We start from the raw sequence: 23,186 nt of genomic DNA, 5'->3' as shown, positions 1-23,186 counted from the left end.
ATAAGACGCAAAGACAGGGGAGAATATATGAACGGCAAATCCATCGCCTCTCTGGCCGCCTTGCTGGCCGGCGCCGCCCTTGCGCCGACGCCTGCAGCCGCACAGGACGCGGCCCAGCGCTGTGCGGAGCTCACCAGCCAGAATTTCGGCGCCGAGGTGAAAATCACCAGCGCCGTGCTGGTCCCGGCCGGGCCATCCAAGGCGCCGCCGCCACCAGGTGAGCCGCCTGCCACCTTGGTGCTGCCCCAGCATTGCCGCGTTGAAGGCGTCATCAATCAGCGCACAGGTGCTGGCGGCAACACCTATGGCATCGGTTTTGCCCTCGCGCTGCCGCAGGACTGGAGCGGCCGCTTCCTGCTGATGGGTGGTGGTGGTCTGAATGGCAGCATTCGCGAGCCGATCGGCCCTGTCGCTGCCGGCAATCGTCCTGCCCTCGCGCGCGGCTTTGCCGTGCTCAGCCATGACAGCGGCCACAAAGGCGCGGTGTTCGACAACGCCTTCATGGTCGATCAACGCGCGACGCTCGACTTTGCGGAGAGTTCGGTGCGCACGGTCACGCTCGCCGGCAAGGCGATCGCACAGGGCTTCTACGGCAAATCGGCCACGCGCAGCTACATGACCGGATGCTCGACCGGCGGCCGGGAGGGCATGCTCGCCGCACAGCGTTATCCCGAGTTGTTCGATGGAATCGTGGTCGGCGCGCCGGCCATGCGGACCGGCAACTCAAATCTTGGCATGAGCTATGCGCAGGTGATGTTCAACCAGGCCGCGCCCAAGGATGACAAGGGCTCGCCCTTGATCGACAGGGCCTTCTCGCCGGCGGACCGCCAGCTCATCCTCAAGGGACTGCTCAGCCAGTGCGACGGACTCGATGGCCTGAAGGACGGGATGATCGAGAATGTCGGTCAATGCCGCTTCCAGCCTGCCCGGCTGCAATGCACGGGCGCGAAGGCGGATTCGTGCCTGAGCAAGGCGCAGGTCGAGGCCCTTGAGCGCGCCTTCGCCGGGCCGCGCGACCAGTCCGGTTACCCGCTCTATGCGCCTGTGCCCTTTGATACCGGCATCGTCGATACCTCCGGGCCGGTATCCGGCTACATCACCACCGGCGCGCCGGGCATTTTCGGCCCACCACTGCGCGACCTCACGATCGATCTCGATGCCCGCATCAACGAGGTGCGCAACAACGCCCAGCAGCGGCTCACCGATACGTCCTACTGGACCAACCTCAACACCTTCCTCGACAAGGGCAGCAAGATCCTCTTCTTCCACGGCGTGAGCGATCCCTGGTTCTCGGCCTGGGATACGTGGGATTACTGGCTGCGCGCGTCCGAAACCAATGGCGAGGCGTGGGACAAGGCAAGCCGCTTCTACATGGTCCCGGGCATGGCCCATTGCAGCGGCGGCAATGCCTTCGACCAGTTCGATCTGCTCGGCGCCGTGGTGGACTGGGTTGAGCAAGGCAAGGTGCCGGACGGCGTGACCGCGAGCCGGCGCGATGGATCGGCCAGTCGTCCGCTCTGCCCGTTCCCGGGATATGCGCGCTATTCCGGCGGCGATGCCACGAAGGCCAGCAGCTTCACCTGCACCCAACCTGACGTGGAGGAAAAGCCATGAGCCGCAGCCTCGGCGCAGTCGCGCTGATATCCGCGTTGGCGCTCCCGGCTCATGCCGCCGACGCTGACCCCAGCAAGCCCAGCCTGGAGTTCGCCTTTGAAGAGGTGGTCACGCTCTCGCCGGCCATGCCGGCCGGGAAGACGCCCTATGGCGAGCGCCTGATCATTCCGATCACCGGCGGGACGTTTGAAGGGCCGGGCATCAAGGGCACAATCATTCCCGGCGGATGGGACTGGCAGTTGCGGCGCAGCGATGGCTGCACGGACATCAAGGCCGATTATATGATCCGCACCGATGATGGCGTGATCATCAACGTCGTCAACAAGGGCACGTTGTGCGGGCCCGACAAGGACGGCAAGCCCCGGCCCGGGCGCACCCACCCGGTGTTCGAGGCACCGCTCGGCAAATATGAGTGGCTGGGGCAGAGCGCGTTTCTCGGCACGCTGGAGCCGGTGATGGCGGACGGCAAGGTGAGCGCCGTCCGCATCCGCTTCTACCGGGCGATGTAAGCGGGCGTCTGCAGGACGATCAGATGCCGTAGACGTCCAGCATCGTCGGCACCCGGTCGTTCAGCAGGCGGATGATCTTGCGGGAGATTTTCCACGCGCCGTCCTCGTGTCGCAGCTCATGCTCGTAACGCCCGAAATAGGCGTGCGAGCGATTGCTGCGCACATCGTGCACATTCACGATGAAGGTCGAATTCACGCGCGACAGCCCCTCGCCCGCTGCCTCGGCGATGACATTGCCGATCATGTGCGACACGCGCGGCATGACCGCAGACGCCACCGAAAAGCCCGAGCGGATGCGCTGGATCCGGTCCGCCAGGTTGCGGCGACCGCGATAGTAGATCAGCGAGAGTTCAGCCTCAGGGTCTTCGGTCTGCGTGCCGTCGTCGCGCCAGGCGGGCATCCAGAACACGCAATCCTTGGTGAACAGCTCAAGCCAGGCCTCGAGATCGAGACTGTCGAGCAGCAGCGCCTCGCGATAAAGCAGTTGCGCGGCGTCGGCGTGGCTCAGCTGGCTCATGCGATCACCTCCGCCATGCGCTGCGCCCAGGCGCGATAATAGCTCGCAAACAGGCTCTCGTCGCACAGCTGCGCATCGGCGACGACGTTGCGCGCGGGCTTGAGGTCGATCATGTCGGCATACATGTTCCCGCCCTCTTTCGAGGCGGTCAGGCCGCGGGCGTGGCCTTGCAGCCAGGGACGGTCCTGCTCGGCCATGCCCAGCTGGGCCTCCTCATAGCAGACGGTGTCGTCCGGTGTCGCCATACCGGTGGGATTGAAGAAATCCTCATATTGCCGGATGCGGAACGTCCGCGCCTGCGCGCTTTCGCCGCGCGGAGCGATGCACCAGGTCTGCATCTCGGTGAGGCCGGCGGCCAACGGGCGGATGACCCGCATCTGGCTCGACGCATTCTCCGCGATCTGCAGATTGGGGAAGATCGTGAGGTTGCGCATGTTGAACATCCAGTTGCGCTTGGCCTCGCCATGATCGCGGGCGAGCTGTTCGGCCCGCTCAAACTCCGGAATGGCCGAGGAGACGGGCATGATGCCCCAATTGAGCACATGGCCATGATCGAAGCTCATCGTGCCGCCGCTGGTGCCGCTGGCCTCCTCCTGCCAGAAGTCGGAAGCGCCCAGCGAGGACTGCACGACATCCTCCGCCTGCTCCTTGGCGCGCTGATCGAGAATGCGGATGTAGCTCGGATGGGTGGAGGTGAAGTGATACTGGTCCGAGCAGTTTTCGAGCTGCATCTTCCAGTTCGCAGCATAAGTGAAGGTGACGCGGCCGGGAACCAGCTCCACGCCTTCCGGGCTCTTGTCTACCACCAGATCCAGCAATTTGCGGGCCTCACCCAGATGGTCATCGAGGCTAGGCACGTCGGCATTCAGGCTGGCAAACAGGAAGCCGCGATACTCCCCGAACTTTGCAACGGGTGCCAGATCGTGGTTCTCATCGTCGAACCCGGCGCCATAGCAGCCGCTCTTCTGCCACTTGATGTTCTTGTTCGCGCCGGCGCTGTCGAACGTCCAGCTATGATAGGGGCAAACGTGCCGGCGCGCATTGCCGCACAGCTTCTGGATGAGGCGCACGCCCTTGTGCGGACAGGCATTGACGAAACAATGCAGCACCCCTTCGCCATCACGACTGACAATGATCGGTACTCGCCCGATGAAGCCGGTGAAATAATCGTGGGGATTCTCGGCTTGCGTGGCGAGCCCGATGAACACCCATCCGCCTTCGAAGATGTGCTTCATCTCCAGATCGAACAGATCGGGGTCGCGGAACAGGGCACGGTTGACGCGGAACACGCCGTCTTCCGGGCGGTCGTCGATCAGGTCGCGAAGCGCAAAGCCGGTCATCGTACACTCATCTCCCAAGGATCATGCTGGTCGCGCGACAAGATCCCTGGAGGACCATCGCGCGCATCATGCGAAATCACTTAACATGATAAGCATATCGTCGCAACTGCCGCAAGAGGGACGCGTGGGCTCACTCCTCATCGATTGCTGCGCACAATGCGCGCAACTCAGCGGCGAGGTCATCGAGGCGTGTCGCCCCGAAACGGGCTGAATAGACCCGCATCATGGCCGCGACATGGGCGGAGACCGCTGTGACGATCTGCGCGCCGGCCGGAGAGAGGGCAATAGTGGAGCGCCTGCGATCATCGGGATCCGCCGTGCGAACGATCAACGCGCGCCCTTCCAATTCGCGCAAGATGCGGGTGACGCTCGGTGCGTGGAGCAGTGCAACTTCAGCGAGGTCGGTTGCGTCGGTGGTGCCCCGGTCGTTGATCACCCGCAGCACGCGCCACTGCGGCTCGGTGATGTCGAAGTCGCGCAACTTGGTGCGCATCGGGGCGATCACCGCTTCCTTGGCGCTCAACAGGATCGCAGCCAGCGATTGCTCGAATGGCGGGAGTTTCTCGTCTTCGACCATCTTTGCCCCTTGCGCGCACTGCCTGCCCTGCCGGCCGCGTCATTCCACGGCCGGCGCTCGCGCAAAACTCATCGCTATTCACTGAGCTGTCGTCCAGCCCATAAAAAACGGGGCCGCCTTTCGGCAGCCCCGCTCTTGAACTCTTGAGACCCATCAGGCCTTCTTGGTGCGCCAGCTGTCGGCATAGCCGGTGCGGGCCACGGCCGAGTAAGGCACCGGCGCGACGATCGCCTTGATCTCGGTCTGCTCGTGCGGCTCAACGGTCGGCTTGGAGGTGCCGCCATTGGGCTCGCCCCACAGCAGGGAGACTTCCGTGCCGGGCTTGGCGTACTTCGGGTCGATCATGGCGAGGGTGAGCATCTTGCCCTCGTTCGACGAGTAACCCACCCAGGTGGAGACGCCGATGTGCTTGCCGTCGACCATCACCGAGTCATAGGGGTGCATCGAGTAGACTGCGCTCGGGAACTCGAAATACTTCGCGCGGCCGGACTCGGCGAAGTAGCTGCTCATCACGCGCAGCATGTCCTCGTCGTCGAGCGCCAGCGTCACCTTTTCCAGGTGCGGCTCGTTCGCCATCTTCTCAAGGGCTTCCTTGCCGATGAAGTCATGGTCGAACTTGACGATGATGCCATAGCCGACATCCCACGGCGTCAGGCCGTAGCCTTCGAGCGTCTCGGGCACGAACGAACCGCCCGCGGAGCACTTGGCGCCATAGCTGTTCTCGCCGGCCCACTTGCGGAAGTCCGCAGAGCCTTCGCCGAACAGATAGCCCGGGAACGGGGATGGGATCCAGCCCGACTCCAGCGTGTTCGACGAGTAAGCGCGACCGCCGACAAGGGCGAGGTCGTGCTTCTTGCCGGCGGCGACGAGCGCGCTGTGCACCGCTTCGTAATCGGCCCAGGGACCATAAAGCTCATAGCCCGGCTGACCGGCCATGCCGTGACGCAGGGCGCCAACAGTCTTGCCGGCGATCTGGACGTCCGCCATGTTGAAGAACTTGAGGTCCGGCGCAGCCTGGCCCATCGCGTCCGTCAGGATCGCCATGGCGTTGGGGCCCTGCAGCTGGAAGCGATAGTGGCGACGCTTGCCGTCCGTGCGCAGCGCGGTGCGCTCGTCGCGAGTCAGCGTGACGTTCCACTTGCCGGTGGAGGCGTGGAACTCGGCCCACTCGATGGCCGGCGCGCGGCCGACGAGATTGAACTGGTTCTCGGCGAGATAGAACAGGATCACGTCGCCAATGACATAACCCTCAGGCGTCACCGGGACCCACTGCTTGGCCTTGCCGGGCTTGAAGTTCTTGAAGCTGTTGATGCCGAGATAGTTGAGGAACTCGAAAGCGTCGGGGCCTTCGACCATCAGCTCGACCATGTGGTAGCTCTGGTTGAACAGCACGGCAGTCTTGGCCCATGCGCGCTGCTCGTTGCGCCAGTTCGAATATTCCGCCGGCACGCCCGGATAGACGTTCGGACCGGTCTGCTGGTTGCGCAGGAAGTCGACGGCATTGCCGGCGCCATCCAGCACGTCTTGAAGATTCTTCGCCATGATACTCTCCTTCGGACTGAAGTTGGAAACGAAATTATAATTGGTCAGGGGTTCGCGGTTGCCGCAGCCTCTTGCTGCGCGACGCGGTCAAGCCAGGTGCGCAACAGGGCGGACATCGCATCGGGCTGTTCGACCGGCAGCATATGCCCTGAATCGGGGATGACAGCATAGGTCGCGCCCTGGATCGCTGCAGCAATCCGCTCATGCTGCACAGGCGGTGCCCAGGCGTCGTGCGCGCCGGTTGCGACCAAGGCAGGGCAATGAATTTGCGGCAACAGGCTCTCGACTTCGGGGCGCGCCAGCAAAGCGCGGATCTGCCGCTCGAACATGTCGATCCCGGCATCGCTGCACATCTGCCAGAGCATGTCCATCAACTGCGGCTTGAGCCGGTTGCGCTCCCATACCATCGGCGGGAGCCAAGAATCGATCAGGGCGTCCATGCCCTCTTCCACGCCGCGGTTAAGCAGCGCGAAGCGACCGTCCGCCTCGTTAGGCTTGGGCAAATGAACGCCGGTACTGATGAGGCCGATGCCGGCAAGCCGCTCGGGCACCTTGCGGAAGATTTCGAGCGCGACCCGGCCGCCCATTGAATGGCCGACAACAGCAAAGCGCGAGGGGGCTGACTTGATCACCTGATCGGCCATGGCGGTGAGGCTGTCCGCCTCGCCATATCCATCCACGGCTGTGATCGGCATGATCTGCCCCAAGGCGGCGACCTGCGGCGCCCAGATGCGCGCATCGCAAATGAGGCCCGGCAACAATAAGACCGGCACTGCCAGAGAGGGCGAGTCGTTCATCGCTTCCAATCGTTCGTATATACGAAAACTTCATCTACCCGAAAACGTGGCGCAAGGCCAGACCAATTCGGAGTTGAGACTGCAATTTTGCTGCACGTCAGGAATGCACAGGCACCCAATGCGAGCAACCCTCCCACGCCGGGCGCGGGAGGGTCTACTATAAGGCGGTGTCCTTGCGGGACGAATGGACCTGCTGGTGTCAGTCGACGAGCATCAGCGCGTCGAGTGCGACCACGCCCTGCCCCTTGGGATAGACGACCACCGGATTGAGATCGAGCTCCTGGATGCGCGGCTCGCCGCGCAGCAGGCGACCAATACCGCCGATCAGATCGGCCACCGCCCCGATGTCCAGCGCGGGCGCGCCGCGATAGCCGTTGAGCAGCGCAGCCTGCTTGAGCTTGCCCAGCTCCGCCACGATGGCCGCCTTGGTCATGTCCGGCGAGAGCAGGCGCACGTCCTGCAAGATTTCCGCCGTCACGCCGCCGAAACCGGCGAGAATGACCGGACCCCATTGCGGATCGTTCTTGGCGCCGACGATCAGCTCCATGCCGCGCGCGCCCATCGCCTCGATCAGCACGCCGTCGAGAATGATGGATGCGTCATAGCGCTTAACGTCCGCGAACATCTTGTCCCACGCCGCGCGGATCGCGTCGGCGCCGACCAGATTGAGCGCCACGCCGCCGGCATCGCTCTTGTGACTAAGCGCGGCAGCCTGCGCCTTCATCACCACTGGGCCACCAATAGCGTCGGCCGCGGCAATCGCCTCTTCGACGGTCGCGGCAAACTGACCCTTGGGGAAGGGAATGCCGAGCGGCGCGAGCAAGGCCTTGGCCTTATATTCCGGCACGACGCCCTTCTCGCTGGCGAGCGCAGGCACGCTTGCCGGCGCTGCGTCCGTCTTGGTCGCATCGCGCTGACCGGCGGCCGAGAGCCGCTTGATGGCGCGCAACGCCCGCTCGGTGGTCGGGAAATAGGGAATACCCTCGGCGCGAAGCTGCTCGATCCAGTCGGCCGGCACGTGCGCGCCCTCATCCACGCCACCGAAGATCACCGGCTTGGTCGCCTTGAGCTCACGAACGGCCTTGAGGAACGGCGGCAGCTTGATGCCGATCGTCGCCGGGTTGGTCTGGATGATCCCGGCGAAGATGGTGCCGACGCGATCATCCTCGAACAGCGCCGCGAGTGTGCGGTAATACATGTCCGGATCGACAAGGCCCTGTGCGGTCAGATCGAGCGGATTGCTGACCGGGACGAACTCGGGGAGCGCCGCGCGCAAGGCAGGTGCATTGCTGTCATCGAGGGTCGGGAGCGCCAGGTCCAGCTCTTCAGCCAGATCCAGCGTCAGTGCCTTGAGCGCACCGGATTCGCCGAGCACGGCGGTGCCGCCGCTCGGCAGCGCCGGGCAACGCGCCGCGATCTCGGTGATGTCGCCCAGCTCTTCTAGTGTCTCGGCGACGACGACCCCTGCCCGCTCCACCTTGGCGCGCATCAGCTTGTAGTCGCCAGCCATGGCACCGGTGTGCGTGGCGGCGGATTCGCGCGCCGCGCTGCTCTTGCCGGGGTGCAGCAAGGCAACGAGCTTGCCGGCGGCGCGGGCCTTGTCCATCAGCGCCAGGAAGCGGGCGGGATCGCGGAACTGCTCGACGATCATCGCAATGATGCGCGTCTTCTCGTCGGCGATCATGAACTCGACATAATCCTCGACACCGCTGCCAGCTTCATTGCCGGTGGAGACCGAGTAAGTGAGGTCGAGCGTGCGGCTCTCCAGCATCACCGCGAGCACGGCCGCCATGGCGCCGCTCTGCGAGACGATGCCGACGCCACTGGGGCTCGGGGCCTTGATGTCGGTATCGATGAAGGTGAGCGGAATGCGGTCCAGATAGTTCACCGAACCCAGGCAATTCGGCCCCTCGACCACGATGCCGGCCTCGCGCGCAATGCGCCCGATTTCCTGCTGGTCGGCCATGCCCTGCTCGCCGCCCTCGGCAAAGCCTGCAGCAAAGATGATGGCGGCGCCGGCCTTGCGCGCAGCAAGCTGACGCATCGTATCCAGCACGGCGACGCGGGGAATGGCGAGGATCGCGCAGTCCACGCCCTCGGGCAGCGCCTCGACGCTGGGCACCGCAGGGCGACCGCTGATCGTTTCGCGCTTGGGATTGACGAGATGGATGTCACCGGAAAAGTCGTTCCGAACGAGATTGGCCAGAACGCTGGCACCGAGCGAACCCGGCGTTTCGGACGCCCCGACGATCGCGATGGACCGCGGACGCAGCAACCGATTGATGTCACGCGTTCCCGCCTGCGGGCGCTCTCCGGCCTCAACCGTCATAACTCAACTCTCCTTCGCGAAACCAGCTCGTGGCAATCAGGCCTTTCGCCCCGGAGGCGGATGCAGCCGGGGCGAAGGATAACACATAGGAAAGGGCGGCCCTGCTTGGGCCACCCTTCCGGCAACTCAGACGTCGGTCTTGGTCTTGTCGTAGTGACCCAGGCCCGGCTTGAAGGTCTTGTCGTCGAGGAACTGCTTCATCGCGACATGGCGGCCATCCGACTTGTCGAACCAGTTGAGGCCTTCCTGCAGGCGGATCAGATAATCCTCCGCATTGTCGTAGGTCATTTCCTTGACCCGGCGCACGGCGTCCTTGGTGTACTTCACCGTCGCCCAGTTCTTGGCGATCAGCGTCTCGGCGACCTGCTTCACGCGGGCCTTGAGCTGGTCGACCGGCATCGACTCGTTGACGAGATTGTAACGGGCCGCTTCCTGACCGGAGAGGTTCTCGCCCATCATGGCGTGATACATGGCAACGCGCATCGGCATCAGGTCCACGGCCACCTTGGTGGCGCCACCGCCGGGGAGGATGCCCCAATTGACTTCCGACAGGCCGAACTGTGCTTCATCAGCCGCAAAGGCGAGATCGCAGGCGAACAGCGGGCCGTAGGCGCCGCCGAAGCACCAGCCATGCACCATGGCGATGGTCGGCTTCTGGAACCAGCGCAGACGCTCCCACCAGGTATAGGCTTCACGCTGTGCCTTGCGCGTGCCGGCCAGGCCCTGCGCCTCGGTCTCGCGGAAATATTCCTTGAGGTCCATGCCGGCGCACCAGGCGGGACCTTCGCCACCCAGAACCACAACGCCGACATCGTCCCGGAACTCGAGATCCGTCAGAACCTTGAGCATCTGGCGGTTCAGCTTGGGGCTCTGCGCGTTCCGCTTGGCGGGGCGATTATAATAGACCCATGCGATATTGTTCTCGATCTCGACCCGAACGGTATCCTCTTCCCGCTCGACGGACGTATTTTCCTCAGCCATTTGATTTCCCTTCAAGGCAATTTATGCTATGCGCCATAGCATTATCGACCATGGCTCACAAGGGGCTGGAGACTGGTTTTCATCCGGGGGCATGATGGCAAGGGACCAGAGGCAGGGACGCGACAAGGCGCTGGATTCACCGGCTGAACTCCCGGTTGCCCATACGCTCGCCAGCCCGCTCGACGGGACGCTCGGCTATCGGCTGCGCCGCGCTTCCATGGCGATGATGGGCGATGTCATCGCCGCGCTGCGCGCCATTGACCTGAGCGTAGGCGAGGCATCCTTGCTGATTCTCGTCGGACACAATCCCGGGTGCCGGCAGAGCGATGTCGGGCGGGCGCTGGCGATCAAGCGCGCCAACCTGACGCCGCTCATCGGCCGGCTGAAGGCGCGCGACCTCATCAGCGATGCACCCATTGACGGGCGATCCCTGAGTCTGACGCTCACCCCACAGGGAGAAGCCCTGCAGCGCGAGGCGATGAAGCGGGTGAAGGCGAGCAATCGCAAGTTCCAGAAACGCCTGACGATCGAGGAGAAGGCGCTGCTCGCCGCGCTGGAAGCGTTGGGCTGAGCGGGGGCACGGCCCTTCCCCTCCCGGGCGTCAACCTATCGCAGCGTCGCCCTTCACCGTCACCGGAAGGCGCAGATAGCGCACGCCATTGGCCTCCGCCTTTGGGAAGCGCCCAGCGCGGATGTTGACCTGGATCGAGGGCAGCAACAGGCGCGGCGCGGACAATCCGGCGTCCCGCTTGGTGCGCATCTTCACAAAGTCCTCCTCGCTGACATCGTCGCGCACATGCACGCTGTTTTTCCGCTGCTGGCCGACGGTGCTCTCCCAGCGATAATCATCCCGCCCCGGCGCCTTGTAATCATGGCACATGAACAGGCGGGTCTCGTCAGGCAGGCTCAGCAAGCGGCGGATCGAGCGGTAGAGGGTGCGCGCATCGCCGCCGGGGAAGTCGGCCCGCGCGGTGCCATAATCCGGCATGAACAGCGTATCACCCACGAAAACTGCATCGCCGATCCGGTAGGCGATGTCCGCCGGGGTGTGACCGGGAAGATGAAGCACCTCGACCTCCAGCGACCCGATCGAGAACCGCTCGCCATCGGCGAACAGGCAATCGAAATCCGAGCCGTTGGTCTGCAAATCGTCCAGCGCGAAGACCGGGCGGAAGATCTTTTGAACGTCCCGGATGTGCTCGCCAATGCCGATCTTCGCGCCCGTCTTCGCTTTGAAGAAGGGCGCGGCGGAAAGATGATCGGCATGGGCGTGGGTTTCCAGCACCATGGCAATCGTCCAGTTCTGCGCCTGGGCGCGGGCAAGAATGCGCTCGGCTGAGCCGGTGTCGACCTCGCCACTGGCCGGATCGAAATCCAGCACCGGATCGATCACCGCCGCGATGTGCGTCTGCGGATCGACCACCAGATAGCTCACCGTGTTGGTGGGCTCGTCAAAAAATGCCTCAATGATGGGTTGGGTCATAAGTGCCTCCATTCGATGCTTGACAATATAGAAGCACCTTCTACATTAGCAATATCTAATTTAGAGGATACTGATGTTAAAAGCTGCCATGGATCTCGACACGTTCGAGGCGCGCGCCGGAGAGGTTGCGCAGGTGCTGAAGGAGTTGGGCAACGGGCGTCGCCTGATGCTGCTGTGCAAGCTCGTCGAACATGGCGAGCGCATGGTGGGCGATCTGGCGGATGATGTCGGCCTCTCTCAATCGGCCCTCTCGCAACATCTCGCCCGGCTCCGCGAGGAAGGCCTCGTGACCTCCCGCCGCGAGAGCCAGACCATCTGGTACAGGATCGCCGATCCGCGGATCGAGACCCTGCTCGCCACGCTCTATCAACTCTATTGCACAGGGGACTGACCCCATGACGATCCAGACACTCTCACCCGCCGCCGCCAAGCGCCTCATTGAGGGCGGCGCCAAGCTCATCGATATCCGCGCGGCGGACGAACATGCCCGCGAGCGCATTCCGGGTGCCGTCAACGTGCCGCTGGAGCGCATCGACACGGTCGACGCCGGCAATAATGCCATCGTGTTTCACTGCCGCTCGGGCATGCGGACACAGGCCAATGCCGACCGTCTGGCCGCAGCCAGCGATGCCCCCTGCTTCATTCTGGAGGGCGGCATCGACGCCTGGCGCAAGGCCGGGCTGGATGTGCACATCGACAGCGGGCAGCCGCTCGAGATCATGCGGCAGGTGCAACTGACCGCCGGCGGGCTGGTGCTCATCGGCGTATTGCTCGGCTTCCTCGTCGCGCCGGGATTCTTCGGCCTTTCCGCCTTTGTCGGCGCGGGCCTGATGGTCGCGGGGGCGACCGGCTGGTGCGGCATGGCGACGCTGCTCCAGCGCATGCCCTGGAACCGTCGCAAGGCGGCCTGACGCCATGACGACCGCGCAGATCCTCCTCGCGCTCCTCTCGGGCGGCCTCATCGGCATCGTGCTCGGGCTGGTGGGCGGCGGCGGGTCGATCCTCGCCGTGCCGCTGCTCGTCTATGTTGTCGGGGTAGGATCGACGCATGCCGCGATTGCGACGGCAGCCGTGGCGGTCGCGGCCAATGCGGCAACGGGGCTTGCGGGCCATGCGCGGGCGGGGCGGGTCAAATGGCCTTGCGCGCTGGTGTTCGCGGCGTCGGGCGTCGTGGCGGCAGCGCTGGGGGCGGAGATCGGCAAGGCGGTGGACGGCCGGCGGCTGCTCGCGCTGTTCGGCCTGCTGATGATCGGGGTCGGTATCGCGATGCTGCGCAGGCGCAAGGGCGCCGACGATCCCGACGTGCGCCTTACCCGCCAATCCGCCGGGCGGCTGCTGCCGCGGCTCATCCCCATGGGCGCCGGCGTGGGTCTGGCGGCGGGGTTCTTCGGGATTGGTGGCGGGTTTCTGATCGTCCCGGCGCTCATCACGGCGACGGCCATGCCCTTCGCCACGGCCGTCGGTACCTCGCTGGTGGTGGTGACGGCATTGGGACTAACCACTGCGACATCCTATGCGCTGTCCGGCTATGTCGACTGGCCGCTGACGGCGCTGCTGATCGCCGGCGGTGCTGCGGGCTCGGTGCTGGGGATGCGCGCGGGGACGGCGCTTGCTGCGCACAAGAAGCTGCTCGAACGCGGCTTTGCGATGTTGGTGATCGGCGTAGGCGGCTATGTGGTCTGGACCGCCTTCTAACCCCATCCGTCGGGGCCGGGCCGTGCGGGTCATCACGCTTGCGATGGGGAGAAATGGCGCGCCCGGAACGATTCGAACGTCCGACCCTCAGATTCGTAGTCTGATGCTCTATCCAGCTGAGCTACGGGCGCTTGCCAATCTCACGGTGCCGGTTGGCCGCCGTGGGAGAGGCGCAGATAGTCGGGGGCGCCGTCCGTGGCAACCCCCTTTTTTGCATTCTTTTTGTCCTTTCAACCGCGCGCGGCGAGCGCCGCCTGTGCGGCCGCCAGACGGGCAATCGGCACCCGGTAGGGCGAGGCGCTGACATAATCGAGACCGGCCTTCTCGCAGAAGGCGATGGAGGCCGGATCGCCGCCATGTTCGCCGCAAATGCCAAGCTTGATGGCCGGGCGCGTCGCCCTGCCCCGCTCCACGGCGATCTCGATCAGCTCACCCACGCCCTCGACATCGAGGCTCACGAACGGATCGCGCGCGAAGATGCCCTTGTCGACATATTGGGTGAGGAAGCGCCCGGCGTCGTCCCGGCTGATGCCGATGGTCGTCTGCGTCAGATCGTTGGTGCCGAAGGAGAAGAACTCGCCCGCCTCCGCGATCTCGCCGGCCTTGAGCGCGGCGCGCGGCAGTTCAATCATGGTGCCGACCAGATACTCGACCGAGGCACCGCGCTCGGCGAACACGGCCTTGGCGGTCTTGTCGACGATGTCCTTCATCAGCTCCAGCTCGCGCTTGGTGGCGACGAGGGGAATCATGACCTCGGGGATCGGCGCGTCACCGCTGGCCTTGGCGACATCCAGCGCCGCCTCGAAGATGGCGCGAGCCTGCATCTCGTAGATCTCGGGATAGGTGACGCCCAGACGACAGCCGCGATGGCCGAGCATCGGGTTGAACTCGTGCAGTTCGGCCGCGCGACGCTTGAGCAGATCGACACTCACCCCGGCAGCCTCGGCCACGTCGGCGAAATCGACATCCTCATGCGGCAGGAACTCGTGCAGCGGCGGATCGAGCAGGCGAATCGTGACCGGCAGGCCGGCCATCTCGGTGAAGATCTCGGTGAAGTCGGCGCGCTGCTCGGGGAGCAGCTTGGCCAGCGCCTCGCGACGGCCCGCCTCGGTCTCGGCGAGGATCATCTGACGCACGGCGGTGATCCGCGCGGCATCGAAGAACATATGCTCGGTGCGGCACAGGCCCACGCCTTCGGCGCCGAACTCGCGTGCGGTGCGGCAATCCAGCGGCGTCTCGGCATTGGCGCGCACCTTGAGGCGGCGGACCTGATCGGCCCATTCCATCAGCGTGCCGAAATCGCCAGCCAGCTCGGGCTGCACGGTTGGCACTTCGCCGGCCATCACTTCGCCTGTCGCGCCGTCGATGGTGATGATCTCCCGCTCCTTGAGCAGACGGTCGCCGATCCGCATCAGCTTGCCGGCGGTATCGATGGAGATGCTGCCCGCGCCGGAGACGCAGGGGCGCCCCATGCCGCGCGCCACCACGGCGGCGTGGCTGGTCATGCCACCGCGGGCGGTGAGGATGCCCTTGGCGGCGTGCATGCCGTGAATGTCCTCGGGGCTGGTCTCGATGCGCACGAGGATGACCGCCTCGCCCAGCTCATTCAGCCGCTCGGCGGTCTCGGCATCGAACACCACCTGACCGGAGGCCGCCCCGGGCGAGGCCGGCAGGCCCTTGGTCAACACATCGCGCGGCGCCTGCGGATCGAGCGTCGGGTGCAGCAGCTGGTCGAGCGCGGCGGCATCGACGCGCGCCACGGCTTCCTCGTTGCTGATCAGGCCTTCATGGGCCATGTCCACCGCGATCTTGAGCGCGGCCTTGGCGGTGCGCTTGCCCGATCGGGTCTGCAACATCCACAGCTTGCCCTGCTGCACGGTGAACTCGATGTCCTGCATGTCGCGATAATGCGTCTCGAGAATCTGGAAGACCTTGGCCAGTTCTGCATAGGTCTCCGGCATGGATTCCTCCATGCTGAGCGGCTTGGCTCCGGCCCGCTCGCGCGCGGCCTGGGTCAGATATTGCGGCGTGCGGATGCCGGCGACGACATCCTCACCCTGCGCATTGATGAGATATTCGCCATAATAAGCGTTCTCGCCGGTCGCGGGATCGCGCGTGAAGGCGACGCCGGTGGCAGACGTCTCGCCCATATTGCCGAACACCATGGCCTGCACGTTGACCGCCGTGCCCCAATCGCCCGGAATATTGTTGAGGCGGCGATAGACCTTGGCGCGATCCGCCTGCCAGCTGCCGAACACGGCGCCCACGGCACCCCAGAGCTGCTCATGCACATCCTGCGGGAAAGGCTTGCCCCAAAGCTGCTGCACCAGCGCCTTATATTCGGCGACCAGCGCCTGCCAGTCCTCGGCGCTCAGTTCCGTATCCAGGAAGGCACCCTTGTCTTCCTTGGCGATCTCCAGCGCTTCCTCGAACTTTCCGTGATCGAGGCCGAGCACGACGTCCGAATACATCTGGATGAAGCGACGATAGCTGTCCCACGCGAAGCGCGCATCGCCGGAGACGGTGGCGAGGCCTGCGACGGTCTCATCGTTGAGGCCGAGGTTGAGCACCGTATCCATCATGCCCGGCATGGAGACGCGGGCGCCGGAGCGGACGGAGACGAGCAGCGGATCGGCCTTGTCGCCAAAGCGCTTGCCGGTCACGCCCTCGATATGCGCGATGCCGCCCGCGACTTCCGCATTCAGGCTCTCGGGATAGGTCTCGCCATCCTGATAATAGCGCGTGCACATCTCGGTGGTGATGGTGAAGCCCGGCGGCACCGGCAGGCCGATGGCGGCCATGCCATCCAGATTGGCGCCCTTGCCGCCAAGCAGGTTCTTGTCGCCCTTGCCGCCATCATCGACGCCACCACCGAAACGGTACACATATTTTGTCATTCAGACACTCCACCTGCATTGGAATGCGCGCGCAAGCAGCCGTTATGATCTCGCCGCCGACGCGCGATTATTGCTCGCGAACCTAACCTTCGATTTTCGAGAAGTCGGCAACTTTGTGCACCGCAGCGCGAATACGGGTCAACAGACTTAACCGGGATTGGCGCTTGACCGGATCGGCATCGTTCACCGTCACCGTCTCGAAGAACGCATCGATCGGCGCGCGAAGCGTGGCCAGCGCGGCCATGGCGCTCTCGAAATCCTCCGCCTCGATCGCGGCCTGCGCGCGGGGCTCGGCCTCGTCGAGCGCGCTCACTAGTGCCGCCTCGGCGGGCTCCAGCGCATATCCGGGCTCAGCCACGAACTGCGCATCATGCGCGCGCATGGCGTCGGCCATTTCCGGATCGGTCAGCGCTTCGCCGGGGTCTTCCTCGCCAAGCTGACTCTGGGGCTTACCACCCTCGGGCTGCTCCTTCTTGAGGATATTGGCCGCGCGCTTGTAGCCGGCGAGGAGGTTCTTGCCGTCCTCGGTGCTGACAAAGGATTGCAGCGCATGGACGCGGGCGAGCAGGCGAACGAGATCATCCTCGCCACCGAGCGCGAACACGGCGTCGATGAGGTCGTGGCGGACGCCGGCTTCGCGCTGTTGGACCTTGAGGCGGTCGACTATGAAGCCAATTATCTCGCTGGCAAGCTCTTCAAGCTTTGCCTCACTAGCCATGCTGGCCGAGCGGCTTTCAACGCCGTCACCAAACCCTTGTCCATAAATGCGCTCAAAGATCGGGAATGAGTCTGTCGATGGCGACAGAATGGGTTGGTTCTTGATCACCTCCAGCAACGAGAAGCGTAGTTCGCCTCTGAAAGCAAGAGACCCTATAGCGAGGCTTGCCCGGCGAAGGGCGAACGGATCTTTAGAACCTGTCGGCCGCTCTTCAATCCCGAAGAAGCCAGCAAGCGTATCCAGCTTATCCGCGAGCGACACCGCCACCGTCACCGGCGCAGTCGGAACCTCATCCCCCTGCCCGACCGGCTTGTAATGATCGCGGATCGCATCGGCCACCGCATCCGGCAGACCTTCGGCGCGGGCGTAATAGCCGCCCATCAGGCCCTGCAGTTCGGGGAACTCGCCGACCATTTCGGTGACGAGATCGGCCTTGCACAGGCGGGCGGCCTGTTCGGCGAGGTCGGCCAGTTGCGCTTGGCTGTGCTCCTGCGAAGGCAGGAGCCCAGGGCCAGCTTGGGCGACATCGCTCTGGGTTCCTGCCTTCGCAGGAACACGGGGTTGGTTATCGCCGCCGACAATGCCTTCTTCCACCAGCCAGCGGGCGAGCTTCGCTACGCGGTCCACCTTGTCCGCGACGGTGCCCAGCTTCTCGTGGAAGGTGATGCGCGAGAGCTTCTTCGCGTGATCCTCAAGCTTCGTCTTCTTGTCCTGCTCCCAGAAGAAGCGGGCATCGGAGAGACGTGCGGCGAGCACCTTGCCATTGCCCTCGACAATCGCGGTGCCACCATCGCTGGCCTCGATGTTCGCCGTGCAGATGAAGGCGTTGGCGAGCTTGCCAGCACTGTCCCGCAGCACGAAATATTTCTGGTTGATGCGCAGCGTGAGCTGGATGACCTCGGGCGGCACCTCCAGAAACGCGGCATCGAAGCGGCCGAGCAGCGGCACCGGCCATTCGGTCAGCCCGGCATTCTCGGCGACGAGGCCGGCATCGGGGATCAGCTCCAGACCGGCTTGCGTCGCCAGCTCGTTGGCGCGCCGGTCGATGATCGCCTTGCGCTCATCCTGATCGACGATGACGTAGGCCGCACGCAATTGCTCGGCATAGGTCGCGGCGCTCTCGATGGTGATCGCGCCGCTGGAATGGAAGCGGTGGCCGCGCGTCGTCCGCCCGGTCTCAATCCCCTCGATGGCGAAGGGCACCACATCATTGCCGAGCAGCGCGATGATGCCCTGCAGCGGACGCACCCAGCGCAGGCTCTCAGTGGAGAGGCTGGCATCGCCCCAGCGCATCGACTTGGGCCAGGGGAAGGCGCGCACCACCTGCGGGATCGCCTCGGCCAGCACATCGGCCGTGGCGCGGCCAGGCTTCTCGACCGTGGCGAACCACACACCGTCGCGATCCTCAAGCTGCTCCTGCGTGAGGCCGGTCTTACGCAGGAAGCCCTCCAGCGCCTGCGGCGGGGCCGAGGTGCGCGGGCCTTTGAATTCATCGCTGACGGCCTGTGTGGAGAGCGGCAGAGCGCGCGCGATCAGGGCGAGACGGCGCGGGGTCACATGGACGGTCAGGCCCTCGGGCTTGAGGCCGGCCTGCGCCATCGCGTCGCTGAACAGCCGGGCGAAATCCTCGCTGGCCTTGGCCTGCATGCGCGCCGGGATTTCCTCGCACCGCAGCTCGAGAAGGAAGTCAGCGCTCATTGATGCTCTCCGTTCGTGACGGGCGAAGTCGAGAATCTCTGCCGCGCTGCCGAACGTGTCTCGACTTCAGCCTTCGGCTGAAGTTTATCCTGAGCGCCCGCCCTGCGGGCAGTCGAAGGGCTCGACACGAACGGGAAGGTAAGGCTCGTCATCGGCGCTTCCATGACCATCATTCCGCCCACCCGTTATGCGTCATCCACGCCTCGCAGCTTCCCTTGGCGAGATCGCGCACGCGGCCCATGTAGCTGGCGCGCTCCTGCACGCTGATCACGCCGCGCGCCTGCAGCAGGTTGAAGACATGGCTCGCCTCGATGGCCTGCTCATAGGCCGCGAGCGGAACGCCGGCCGCGATGCTCGCCTTGCACTCTTCCTCGCAATCCTTGAACCAGCGGAACAGCTTGTCCGTATCGGCTACCTCGAAGTTCCACTTGGAGAGCTGGCGTTCATTTTCGAGGAACACGTCGCCATAGGTGACGGCGGGCCGGTCCCCCACGGCCTCGTTGAACACAAGGTCGTACACGCTGTCGACGCCCTGGATATACATGGCGAGGCGCTCAAGCCCGTAGGTGAGCTCGCCCGCCACCGGCTTGCAGTCGAACCCGCCCATCTGCTGGAAATAGGTGAACTGCGTCACCTCCATGCCGTCGCACCACACTTCCCAGCCCAGACCCCAGGCACCGAGCGTCGGGCTTTCCCAATCGTCCTCGACGAAGCGGATATCGTGCAGCAGCGGATCGATGCCGATGGCCTTGAGCGAGCCGAGATACAGATCCTGCAGATCCGCCGGGCTGGGCTTCATGATGACCTGATACTGGTAATAATGCTGCAGCCGGTTGGGGTTCTCGCCATAGCGGCCGTCCGTGGGCCGGCGCGAGGGCTGCACATAGGCGCAGTTCCACGGGTTCGGCCCAAGGCTGCGCAGCGTGGTCGCGGGGTGGAAGGTGCCCGCCCCGACCCGCATGTCGAAGGGCTGGAGGATCACGCACCCCTGCGCTGCCCAATAGTCATGCAGCGTCAGGATGAGTTGCTGAAAGCTCAGCGGTTTGGAGGCGTTATCCTGCATGGTTCAACCGTTTCACGTCTAAGCTTGAGCGGCTGTGCGCCGCCCGTCTGAACGCGCGCGCTTTGGCCCATGGGGCTAACGCGGTCAAGCCGCGCGGTGGCGCCGGGCCGGGCGGGGTTGCGTCCGCGCGCCAACTTGCCCAATGCAGGCGGTGATTTGAGGAGCGCGTGCATGAACTGGAAAACATTGATCCTCGGTTGGGCGCTGCTGCTGCCCCCGGCCCTCACCGGCCCCGCGCTCGCCCAGCAGCCCAAGGCGCCGGCGACACCGGCTGCCACTGCGGAGGCGCCCACCGTTCACGCGCGGCCGGCCCTGTGGGTGGTGCGGGACAGGGACACGACGATCTACCTGTTCGGCACCATTCATCTGCTCAAGCCCGGCGTCAGCTGGTTCGAGGGACCGGTGCGCAAGGCGTTCGACAAGGCGGATACCGTCGTGCTGGAGGTCATCGATCAGGATCAGGGCGCCACGCGGGAGGCAATCATGCAGCGCGCGGTGGCGCCGGGCCTGCCGCTCTCCAACAAGCTCGATGAAGCGACGCGCACCGCCTATTTCGCCGCGCTGGAGAAATATGGCGTCTCCACCCTGCTATTTGATCATGTGAAGCCCTGGTTCGCGGCCACGACCCTGACCGTGCTGCCGCTCGATGCACTCGGCTATTCGCCGGAAAGCGGCGTCGACAAGGCGGTAAAGACTGCGGCGGTCAACGCGGGCAAGTCGCTGGTCGGGCTGGAGACCTCCAGCGAGCAGATCGGCTTTTTCGACCAGATGCCCGAGGGTGTGCAACTGACCCTGCTCAAGGAGACGCTGGCGGAGCTGCCGACGCTCGCCGAAACCATCGACGGCATGGTCGCCGCGTGGAGCGCTGGCGACGAAGAGCGGCTCGCGGCGCTGATGAACGAGACGACCGAGAGCAGCGAAGAGATCGAGCGCATCCTGCTCACCGACCGCAATGCCCGCTGGGCCGAGTGGATCGCCGCGCGGATGAAGCAGCCCGGCACGGTCTTCATGGCGGTGGGCGCGGGTCATCTGTCGGGAGACAAGAGCGTGCAGGCGATGCTGGAAAAGCACGGTCTGTTCGCCAAGCGGGTGAAATGGCCCCGGTGATGGACGGGGCAGCATAAGGGCTGATCGATGAGTGCGCCGCACCCAGCCTTGAACAAGCGCCGCCTAGCGCCGCTGCTGCTGCTCGCGCTGGCCTCACTGGCGGCCCTGCTGTGGCTGGGCTGGCGGATCGGCGCGCCGACGCAGCCCGATCCCGCCACCGTCACGGCGCGCCCGGCGCTGTGGCAGGCCAGCAAGGGCGAGGCGCGGCTCTGGCTGTTCGGCACCATCCATGCCGTGCCGCGCGGCGAGGCCTGGCTCTCGCCGGCCATCGCCACGGCGGCCGACGAAAGCGACCGCTTGTATCTGGAGGTCACCGGGCTTGAAGGCGAGCGCAAAAGCCGGGCGGTGTTCGAGCGGCTGGGGCGGCGCTCTGGCCTGCCGCCTATCGCCGCGCGCCTCTCTCCGGAGGATGCCGAGCGCTATCGGGCGCTGCAGGCGAACCATGGCGCCGCGCTCGATCAGCTGGACGGCTATGAGAGCTGGGCCGCCGCCCTGCTCCTCAACGCTGCGGCTGCCTCCGGACTCTCGCTCACCGCCGCAGAGGCGGGCGAAGCGGTGCTGGAGCAACGCTTCAACAAGGCCTCGCGGCCGGTTCTCGGGCTGGAGACCATCGACCAGCAGTTGGGCCTGTTCGACAGGATGCCGGAGAGCGAGCAACGGCTACTGATCAGCCAGTCCCTCACGGATGCGGCGCAGGCCCCTGCCCTCTACCGCAGCCTGTTCACCGCCTGGGCGAGCGGCGACGTGGCCCGGCTGGAGCGCGAGTTCATCGCCCCGTTCGCGCGCGCGCCGGCTCTGCGCGCAAGGCTGATCGACGGGCGCAATGAGCGCTGGGCGCGGCATCTCGATGCGGCCATGACGGCCCAACCCGGCACCGCTTTCGTCGCGGTCGGCGCCGGGCATCTGGTCGGCGATGCCAGCCTGCAGGCCCGCCTTGCCGCGCGCGGATGGCGGATCGGCCGCGTGCAATGAACGCGCGTTCGGTCGCTTCGCTTGCTTTCCCCGCAATTTGCCGCTAAGCGCCCCGGCTTCCGTCATGGTCATCCCTGGAGGCGTGACGGAGATTCTAGCACTAAGCTTCTGGAGACACGCACATGAGCGATACGCTTACGCTGTCGGCCGAGGCACGCGATCGGGCAGGCAAGGGAGCCTCCCGCGCTCTCCGCCGTGAGGGCCGCGTTCCCGCCGTCATTTATGGCAATAATGAAGAGCCGCAGTCGATTCACGTTGAGGAAAAGCTTCTCAACAAGCTGCTCGGCACGGGCCATTTCTTCAATTCGGTCGTCATGGTCGAAGTGGGCGGCAAGAAGGTCCGCACGCTCCCCAAGGACGTGGCGTTCCATCCGGTGACGGATCGTCCGCTCCATGCCGACTTCCTGCGTGTTTCCGAACACGCCCAGGTGCATGTGAATGTGCCCGTGGTGTTCGAGAACGAAGAGGCCGCTCCCGGTCTCAAGCGCGGTGGCGTGCTCAACGTCGTCCGTCACGAGCTGGAAATGATCGTGGATGCCGCCGAGATTCCGGACAGCATCACGGTTGACCTCACCGGCTTCGATGTGGGCGATTCGATCCACATCAGCGCGGTGAAGCTGCCCAAGGGCGCCGAGCCGGCGATCACCGATCGCGATTTCACCATTGCCACCATCGTTGCTCCGTCCGCGCTCAAGTCGAGCGAAGGCGACACGACGAAGGACGGCGAAGAGGCCGGCGAGGCGTAAGCCTCTCCGCGCGGGGGGAGCGCATCTGTGCAACTCTGGGTTGGCCTCGGCAATCCCGGATCGCAATATGCGCTCCACCGCCACAATGTCGGCTTCATGGCGCTGGACGTCATCGCCGCAGACTACGGCTTTTCGCCGTGGAAGAAGCAGTTTCAGGGCCTCGTTTCCGAAGGCCGCATCGGCCCGCACAAGGTGCTGCTGCTCAAACCCCAGACATTCATGAACCAGAGCGGGCGCGCCATTCGCGCCGCCTGTGATTTCTACAAGCTCGGTGTCGAGGACGTCACCGTCTTCCACGACGAGCTCGATCTTGCGCCGATGAAGATGAAGGTGAAGCGCGGCGGCGGCACCGCCGGTCATAATGGCCTGCGCTCCACCGACGCGCATCTGGGCAAGGACTTTCGCCGCGTGCGCATCGGCATCGGCCATCCCGGCGACAAGGACCGCGTGACCGGCCATGTGCTCGGCAATTATGCCAAGATCGAGATCGATCCGCTGGCCGACCTGCTCGGCGCCATGTCGCGCGAAGCGGAATGGCTGGCTGCGGGCGACGATGTGCGCTTCATGAACGAGGTCGCGCGCCGCCTGCAGGACTGAAGGC

The 23,186-nt window shown here is 65.0% G+C and carries 21 protein-coding genes, 1 tRNA gene and 1 pseudogene; 11 read left to right on the top strand and 12 right to left on the bottom strand.

Going from position 1 to position 23,186, the window contains the following annotated elements:
- Positions 1-27 precede the first annotated feature (27 nt).
- The 3 genes and pseudogenes from M2337_RS11020 to M2337_RS11015 all read left to right on the top strand — a co-directional run.
- Positions 28-1,080, top strand: a pseudogene (locus M2337_RS11020) (tannase/feruloyl esterase family alpha/beta hydrolase); the annotation flags it as partial.
- Between the two features lie 93 nt (positions 1,081-1,173).
- Complete coding sequence (locus tag M2337_RS17305) at positions 1,174-1,614, top strand: tannase/feruloyl esterase family alpha/beta hydrolase (RefSeq protein ID WP_413716234.1); 441 nt, start codon at positions 1,174-1,176, stop codon at positions 1,612-1,614.
- Positions 1,611-2,123, top strand: a complete 513-nt coding sequence (locus tag M2337_RS11015; RefSeq protein WP_264570264.1) for a DUF3237 domain-containing protein — start codon at positions 1,611-1,613, stop codon at positions 2,121-2,123. The genes M2337_RS17305 and M2337_RS11015 overlap by 4 nt, the downstream gene beginning before the upstream one ends.
- A 19-nt stretch (positions 2,124-2,142) precedes the next feature.
- On the opposite strand, the gene M2337_RS11010 is transcribed toward M2337_RS11015, so the two are convergent.
- From M2337_RS11010 to M2337_RS10980, 7 genes are all read right to left on the bottom strand, one after another.
- Complete coding sequence (locus M2337_RS11010; protein ID WP_264570263.1) at positions 2,143-2,640, bottom strand: aromatic-ring-hydroxylating dioxygenase subunit beta; 498 nt, start codon at positions 2,638-2,640, stop codon at positions 2,143-2,145.
- Complete coding sequence (locus tag M2337_RS11005; protein WP_264570262.1) at positions 2,637-3,980, bottom strand: aromatic ring-hydroxylating oxygenase subunit alpha; 1,344 nt, start codon at positions 3,978-3,980, stop codon at positions 2,637-2,639. Before M2337_RS11005 ends, M2337_RS11010 begins: the two co-directional genes overlap by 4 nt.
- 130 nt (positions 3,981-4,110) lie before the next feature.
- Positions 4,111-4,557, bottom strand: a complete 447-nt coding sequence (locus M2337_RS11000) for a MarR family winged helix-turn-helix transcriptional regulator (RefSeq protein ID WP_264570261.1) — start codon at positions 4,555-4,557, stop codon at positions 4,111-4,113.
- 153 nt (positions 4,558-4,710) lie between these two features.
- A complete protein-coding gene (gene desA, locus M2337_RS10995; protein ID WP_264570260.1) occupies positions 4,711-6,099 on the bottom strand; it encodes a syringate O-demethylase in 1,389 nt (462 codons plus the stop codon).
- A gap of 44 nt (positions 6,100-6,143) precedes the next feature.
- On the bottom strand, positions 6,144-6,896 hold the full coding sequence (locus M2337_RS10990) for an alpha/beta fold hydrolase (RefSeq protein WP_264570259.1): 753 nt from the start codon (positions 6,894-6,896) through the stop codon (positions 6,144-6,146).
- Between the two features lie 199 nt (positions 6,897-7,095).
- Positions 7,096-9,225 carry an acetate--CoA ligase family protein gene (locus M2337_RS10985; RefSeq protein ID WP_264570258.1) on the bottom strand — a complete coding sequence of 710 codons (2,130 nt, stop codon included), beginning with the start codon at positions 9,223-9,225 and terminating at the stop codon, positions 7,096-7,098.
- Between the two features lie 126 nt (positions 9,226-9,351).
- On the bottom strand, positions 9,352-10,206 hold the full coding sequence (locus tag M2337_RS10980) for a p-hydroxycinnamoyl CoA hydratase/lyase (protein ID WP_264570257.1): 855 nt from the start codon (positions 10,204-10,206) through the stop codon (positions 9,352-9,354).
- Between the two features lie 91 nt (positions 10,207-10,297).
- On the opposite strand from M2337_RS10980, the gene M2337_RS10975 reads away from it, so the two are divergent.
- Entirely contained in the window at positions 10,298-10,777 is a 480-nt protein-coding gene (locus M2337_RS10975; RefSeq protein WP_264588598.1) for a MarR family winged helix-turn-helix transcriptional regulator, read from the top strand.
- Between the two features lie 30 nt (positions 10,778-10,807).
- Here the strand turns inward: M2337_RS10975 and M2337_RS10970 are convergent, their stop codons facing one another.
- Positions 10,808-11,689, bottom strand: coding sequence for an MBL fold metallo-hydrolase (locus tag M2337_RS10970; RefSeq protein ID WP_264570255.1), 882 nt, complete (start codon positions 11,687-11,689; stop codon positions 10,808-10,810).
- Positions 11,690-11,762: 73 nt separating this feature from the next.
- Between M2337_RS10970 and M2337_RS10965 the strand changes: the two genes are divergently transcribed.
- The 3 genes from M2337_RS10965 to M2337_RS10955 are packed head-to-tail and all read left to right on the top strand — an operon-like array spanning position 11,763 to position 13,384.
- On the top strand, positions 11,763-12,080 hold the full coding sequence (locus tag M2337_RS10965) for an ArsR/SmtB family transcription factor (protein ID WP_264570254.1): 318 nt from the start codon (positions 11,763-11,765) through the stop codon (positions 12,078-12,080).
- Positions 12,081-12,084: 4 nt separating this feature from the next.
- The gene (locus tag M2337_RS10960; RefSeq protein WP_264570253.1) at positions 12,085-12,600 is read left to right on the top strand and encodes a rhodanese family protein; all 516 of its coding nucleotides are present in this window, start codon (positions 12,085-12,087) and stop codon (positions 12,598-12,600) included.
- Positions 12,601-12,604: 4 nt separating this feature from the next.
- Positions 12,605-13,384 (top strand): sulfite exporter TauE/SafE family protein, encoded by a 780-nt coding sequence (locus M2337_RS10955; protein WP_264570252.1) that lies wholly within the window; start codon positions 12,605-12,607, stop codon positions 13,382-13,384.
- A 54-nt stretch (positions 13,385-13,438) separates the two neighbouring features.
- Here M2337_RS10955 and M2337_RS10950 read toward each other — a convergent pair.
- The 4 genes from M2337_RS10950 to M2337_RS10935 form a co-directional block, all read right to left on the bottom strand.
- Positions 13,439-13,515, bottom strand: a tRNA-Arg gene (locus tag M2337_RS10950).
- A 99-nt stretch (positions 13,516-13,614) separates the two neighbouring features.
- A complete protein-coding gene (ppdK, locus tag M2337_RS10945) occupies positions 13,615-16,281 on the bottom strand; it encodes a pyruvate, phosphate dikinase (RefSeq protein ID WP_264570251.1) in 2,667 nt (888 codons plus the stop codon).
- A gap of 82 nt (positions 16,282-16,363) precedes the next feature.
- Positions 16,364-18,697 (bottom strand): glycine--tRNA ligase subunit beta, encoded by a 2,334-nt coding sequence (gene glyS, locus M2337_RS10940; protein ID WP_264570250.1) that lies wholly within the window; start codon positions 18,695-18,697, stop codon positions 16,364-16,366.
- 169 nt (positions 18,698-18,866) lie between these two features.
- Positions 18,867-19,760 (bottom strand): glycine--tRNA ligase subunit alpha, encoded by an 894-nt coding sequence (locus M2337_RS10935; RefSeq protein ID WP_264570249.1) that lies wholly within the window; start codon positions 19,758-19,760, stop codon positions 18,867-18,869.
- 171 nt (positions 19,761-19,931) lie between these two features.
- On the opposite strand from M2337_RS10935, the gene M2337_RS10930 reads away from it, so the two are divergent.
- The 4 genes from M2337_RS10930 (at position 19,932) to pth (ending at position 23,182) form a co-directional block, all read left to right on the top strand.
- The gene (locus M2337_RS10930; protein WP_264570248.1) at positions 19,932-20,867 is read left to right on the top strand and encodes a TraB/GumN family protein; all 936 of its coding nucleotides are present in this window, start codon (positions 19,932-19,934) and stop codon (positions 20,865-20,867) included.
- A gap of 27 nt (positions 20,868-20,894) precedes the next feature.
- Positions 20,895-21,839 (top strand): TraB/GumN family protein, encoded by a 945-nt coding sequence (locus M2337_RS10925; RefSeq protein ID WP_264570247.1) that lies wholly within the window; start codon positions 20,895-20,897, stop codon positions 21,837-21,839.
- 122 nt (positions 21,840-21,961) lie between these two features.
- Positions 21,962-22,585 carry a 50S ribosomal protein L25/general stress protein Ctc gene (locus tag M2337_RS10920; protein WP_264570246.1) on the top strand — a complete coding sequence of 208 codons (624 nt, stop codon included), beginning with the start codon at positions 21,962-21,964 and terminating at the stop codon, positions 22,583-22,585.
- Positions 22,586-22,612: 27 nt separating this feature from the next.
- On the top strand, positions 22,613-23,182 hold the full coding sequence (gene pth, locus M2337_RS10915) for an aminoacyl-tRNA hydrolase (protein ID WP_264570245.1): 570 nt from the start codon (positions 22,613-22,615) through the stop codon (positions 23,180-23,182).
- The last annotated feature ends 4 nt before the right edge of the window (positions 23,183-23,186 follow it).

Source organism: Sphingobium sp. B2D3A (assembly GCF_025961795.1).
Taxonomy (GTDB): Bacteria; Pseudomonadota; Alphaproteobacteria; order Sphingomonadales; family Sphingomonadaceae; genus Sphingobium.
The sequence above is the reverse complement of the archived record's forward strand: the minus strand, read 5'-3'. Positions and strand labels throughout refer to the sequence as shown.

Bases quoted from the DNA above. Each gene is read 5' to 3' on its own strand.
- desA (WP_264570260.1), bottom strand. From the start codon at position 6,099: ATGGCGAAGAATCTTCAAGACGTGCTGGATGGCGCCGGCAATGCCGTC.
- M2337_RS10955 (WP_264570252.1), top strand. From the start codon at position 12,605: ATGACGACCGCGCAGATCCTCCTCGCGCTCCTCTCGGGCGGCCTCATC.
- M2337_RS11000 (WP_264570261.1), bottom strand. From the start codon at position 4,557: ATGGTCGAAGACGAGAAACTCCCGCCATTCGAGCAATCGCTGGCTGCG.
- M2337_RS10965 (WP_264570254.1), top strand. From the start codon at position 11,763: ATGTTAAAAGCTGCCATGGATCTCGACACGTTCGAGGCGCGCGCCGGA.
- M2337_RS11015 (WP_264570264.1), top strand. From the start codon at position 1,611: ATGAGCCGCAGCCTCGGCGCAGTCGCGCTGATATCCGCGTTGGCGCTC.
- M2337_RS10930 (WP_264570248.1), top strand. From the start codon at position 19,932: ATGAACTGGAAAACATTGATCCTCGGTTGGGCGCTGCTGCTGCCCCCG.
- M2337_RS10935 (WP_264570249.1), bottom strand. From the start codon at position 19,760: ATGCAGGATAACGCCTCCAAACCGCTGAGCTTTCAGCAACTCATCCTG.
- M2337_RS10975 (WP_264588598.1), top strand. From the start codon at position 10,298: ATGATGGCAAGGGACCAGAGGCAGGGACGCGACAAGGCGCTGGATTCA.
- M2337_RS11005 (WP_264570262.1), bottom strand. From the start codon at position 3,980: ATGACCGGCTTTGCGCTTCGCGACCTGATCGACGACCGCCCGGAAGAC.
- M2337_RS10920 (WP_264570246.1), top strand. From the start codon at position 21,962: ATGAGCGATACGCTTACGCTGTCGGCCGAGGCACGCGATCGGGCAGGC.
- glyS (WP_264570250.1), bottom strand. From the start codon at position 18,697: ATGAGCGCTGACTTCCTTCTCGAGCTGCGGTGCGAGGAAATCCCGGCG.
- M2337_RS10985 (WP_264570258.1), bottom strand. From the start codon at position 9,225: ATGACGGTTGAGGCCGGAGAGCGCCCGCAGGCGGGAACGCGTGACATC.
- M2337_RS11010 (WP_264570263.1), bottom strand. From the start codon at position 2,640: ATGAGCCAGCTGAGCCACGCCGACGCCGCGCAACTGCTTTATCGCGAG.
- M2337_RS10980 (WP_264570257.1), bottom strand. From the start codon at position 10,206: ATGGCTGAGGAAAATACGTCCGTCGAGCGGGAAGAGGATACCGTTCGG.
- M2337_RS10970 (WP_264570255.1), bottom strand. From the start codon at position 11,689: ATGACCCAACCCATCATTGAGGCATTTTTTGACGAGCCCACCAACACG.
- M2337_RS10925 (WP_264570247.1), top strand. From the start codon at position 20,895: ATGAGTGCGCCGCACCCAGCCTTGAACAAGCGCCGCCTAGCGCCGCTG.
- M2337_RS10990 (WP_264570259.1), bottom strand. From the start codon at position 6,896: ATGAACGACTCGCCCTCTCTGGCAGTGCCGGTCTTATTGTTGCCGGGC.
- M2337_RS10960 (WP_264570253.1), top strand. From the start codon at position 12,085: ATGACGATCCAGACACTCTCACCCGCCGCCGCCAAGCGCCTCATTGAG.
- ppdK (WP_264570251.1), bottom strand. From the start codon at position 16,281: ATGACAAAATATGTGTACCGTTTCGGTGGTGGCGTCGATGATGGCGGC.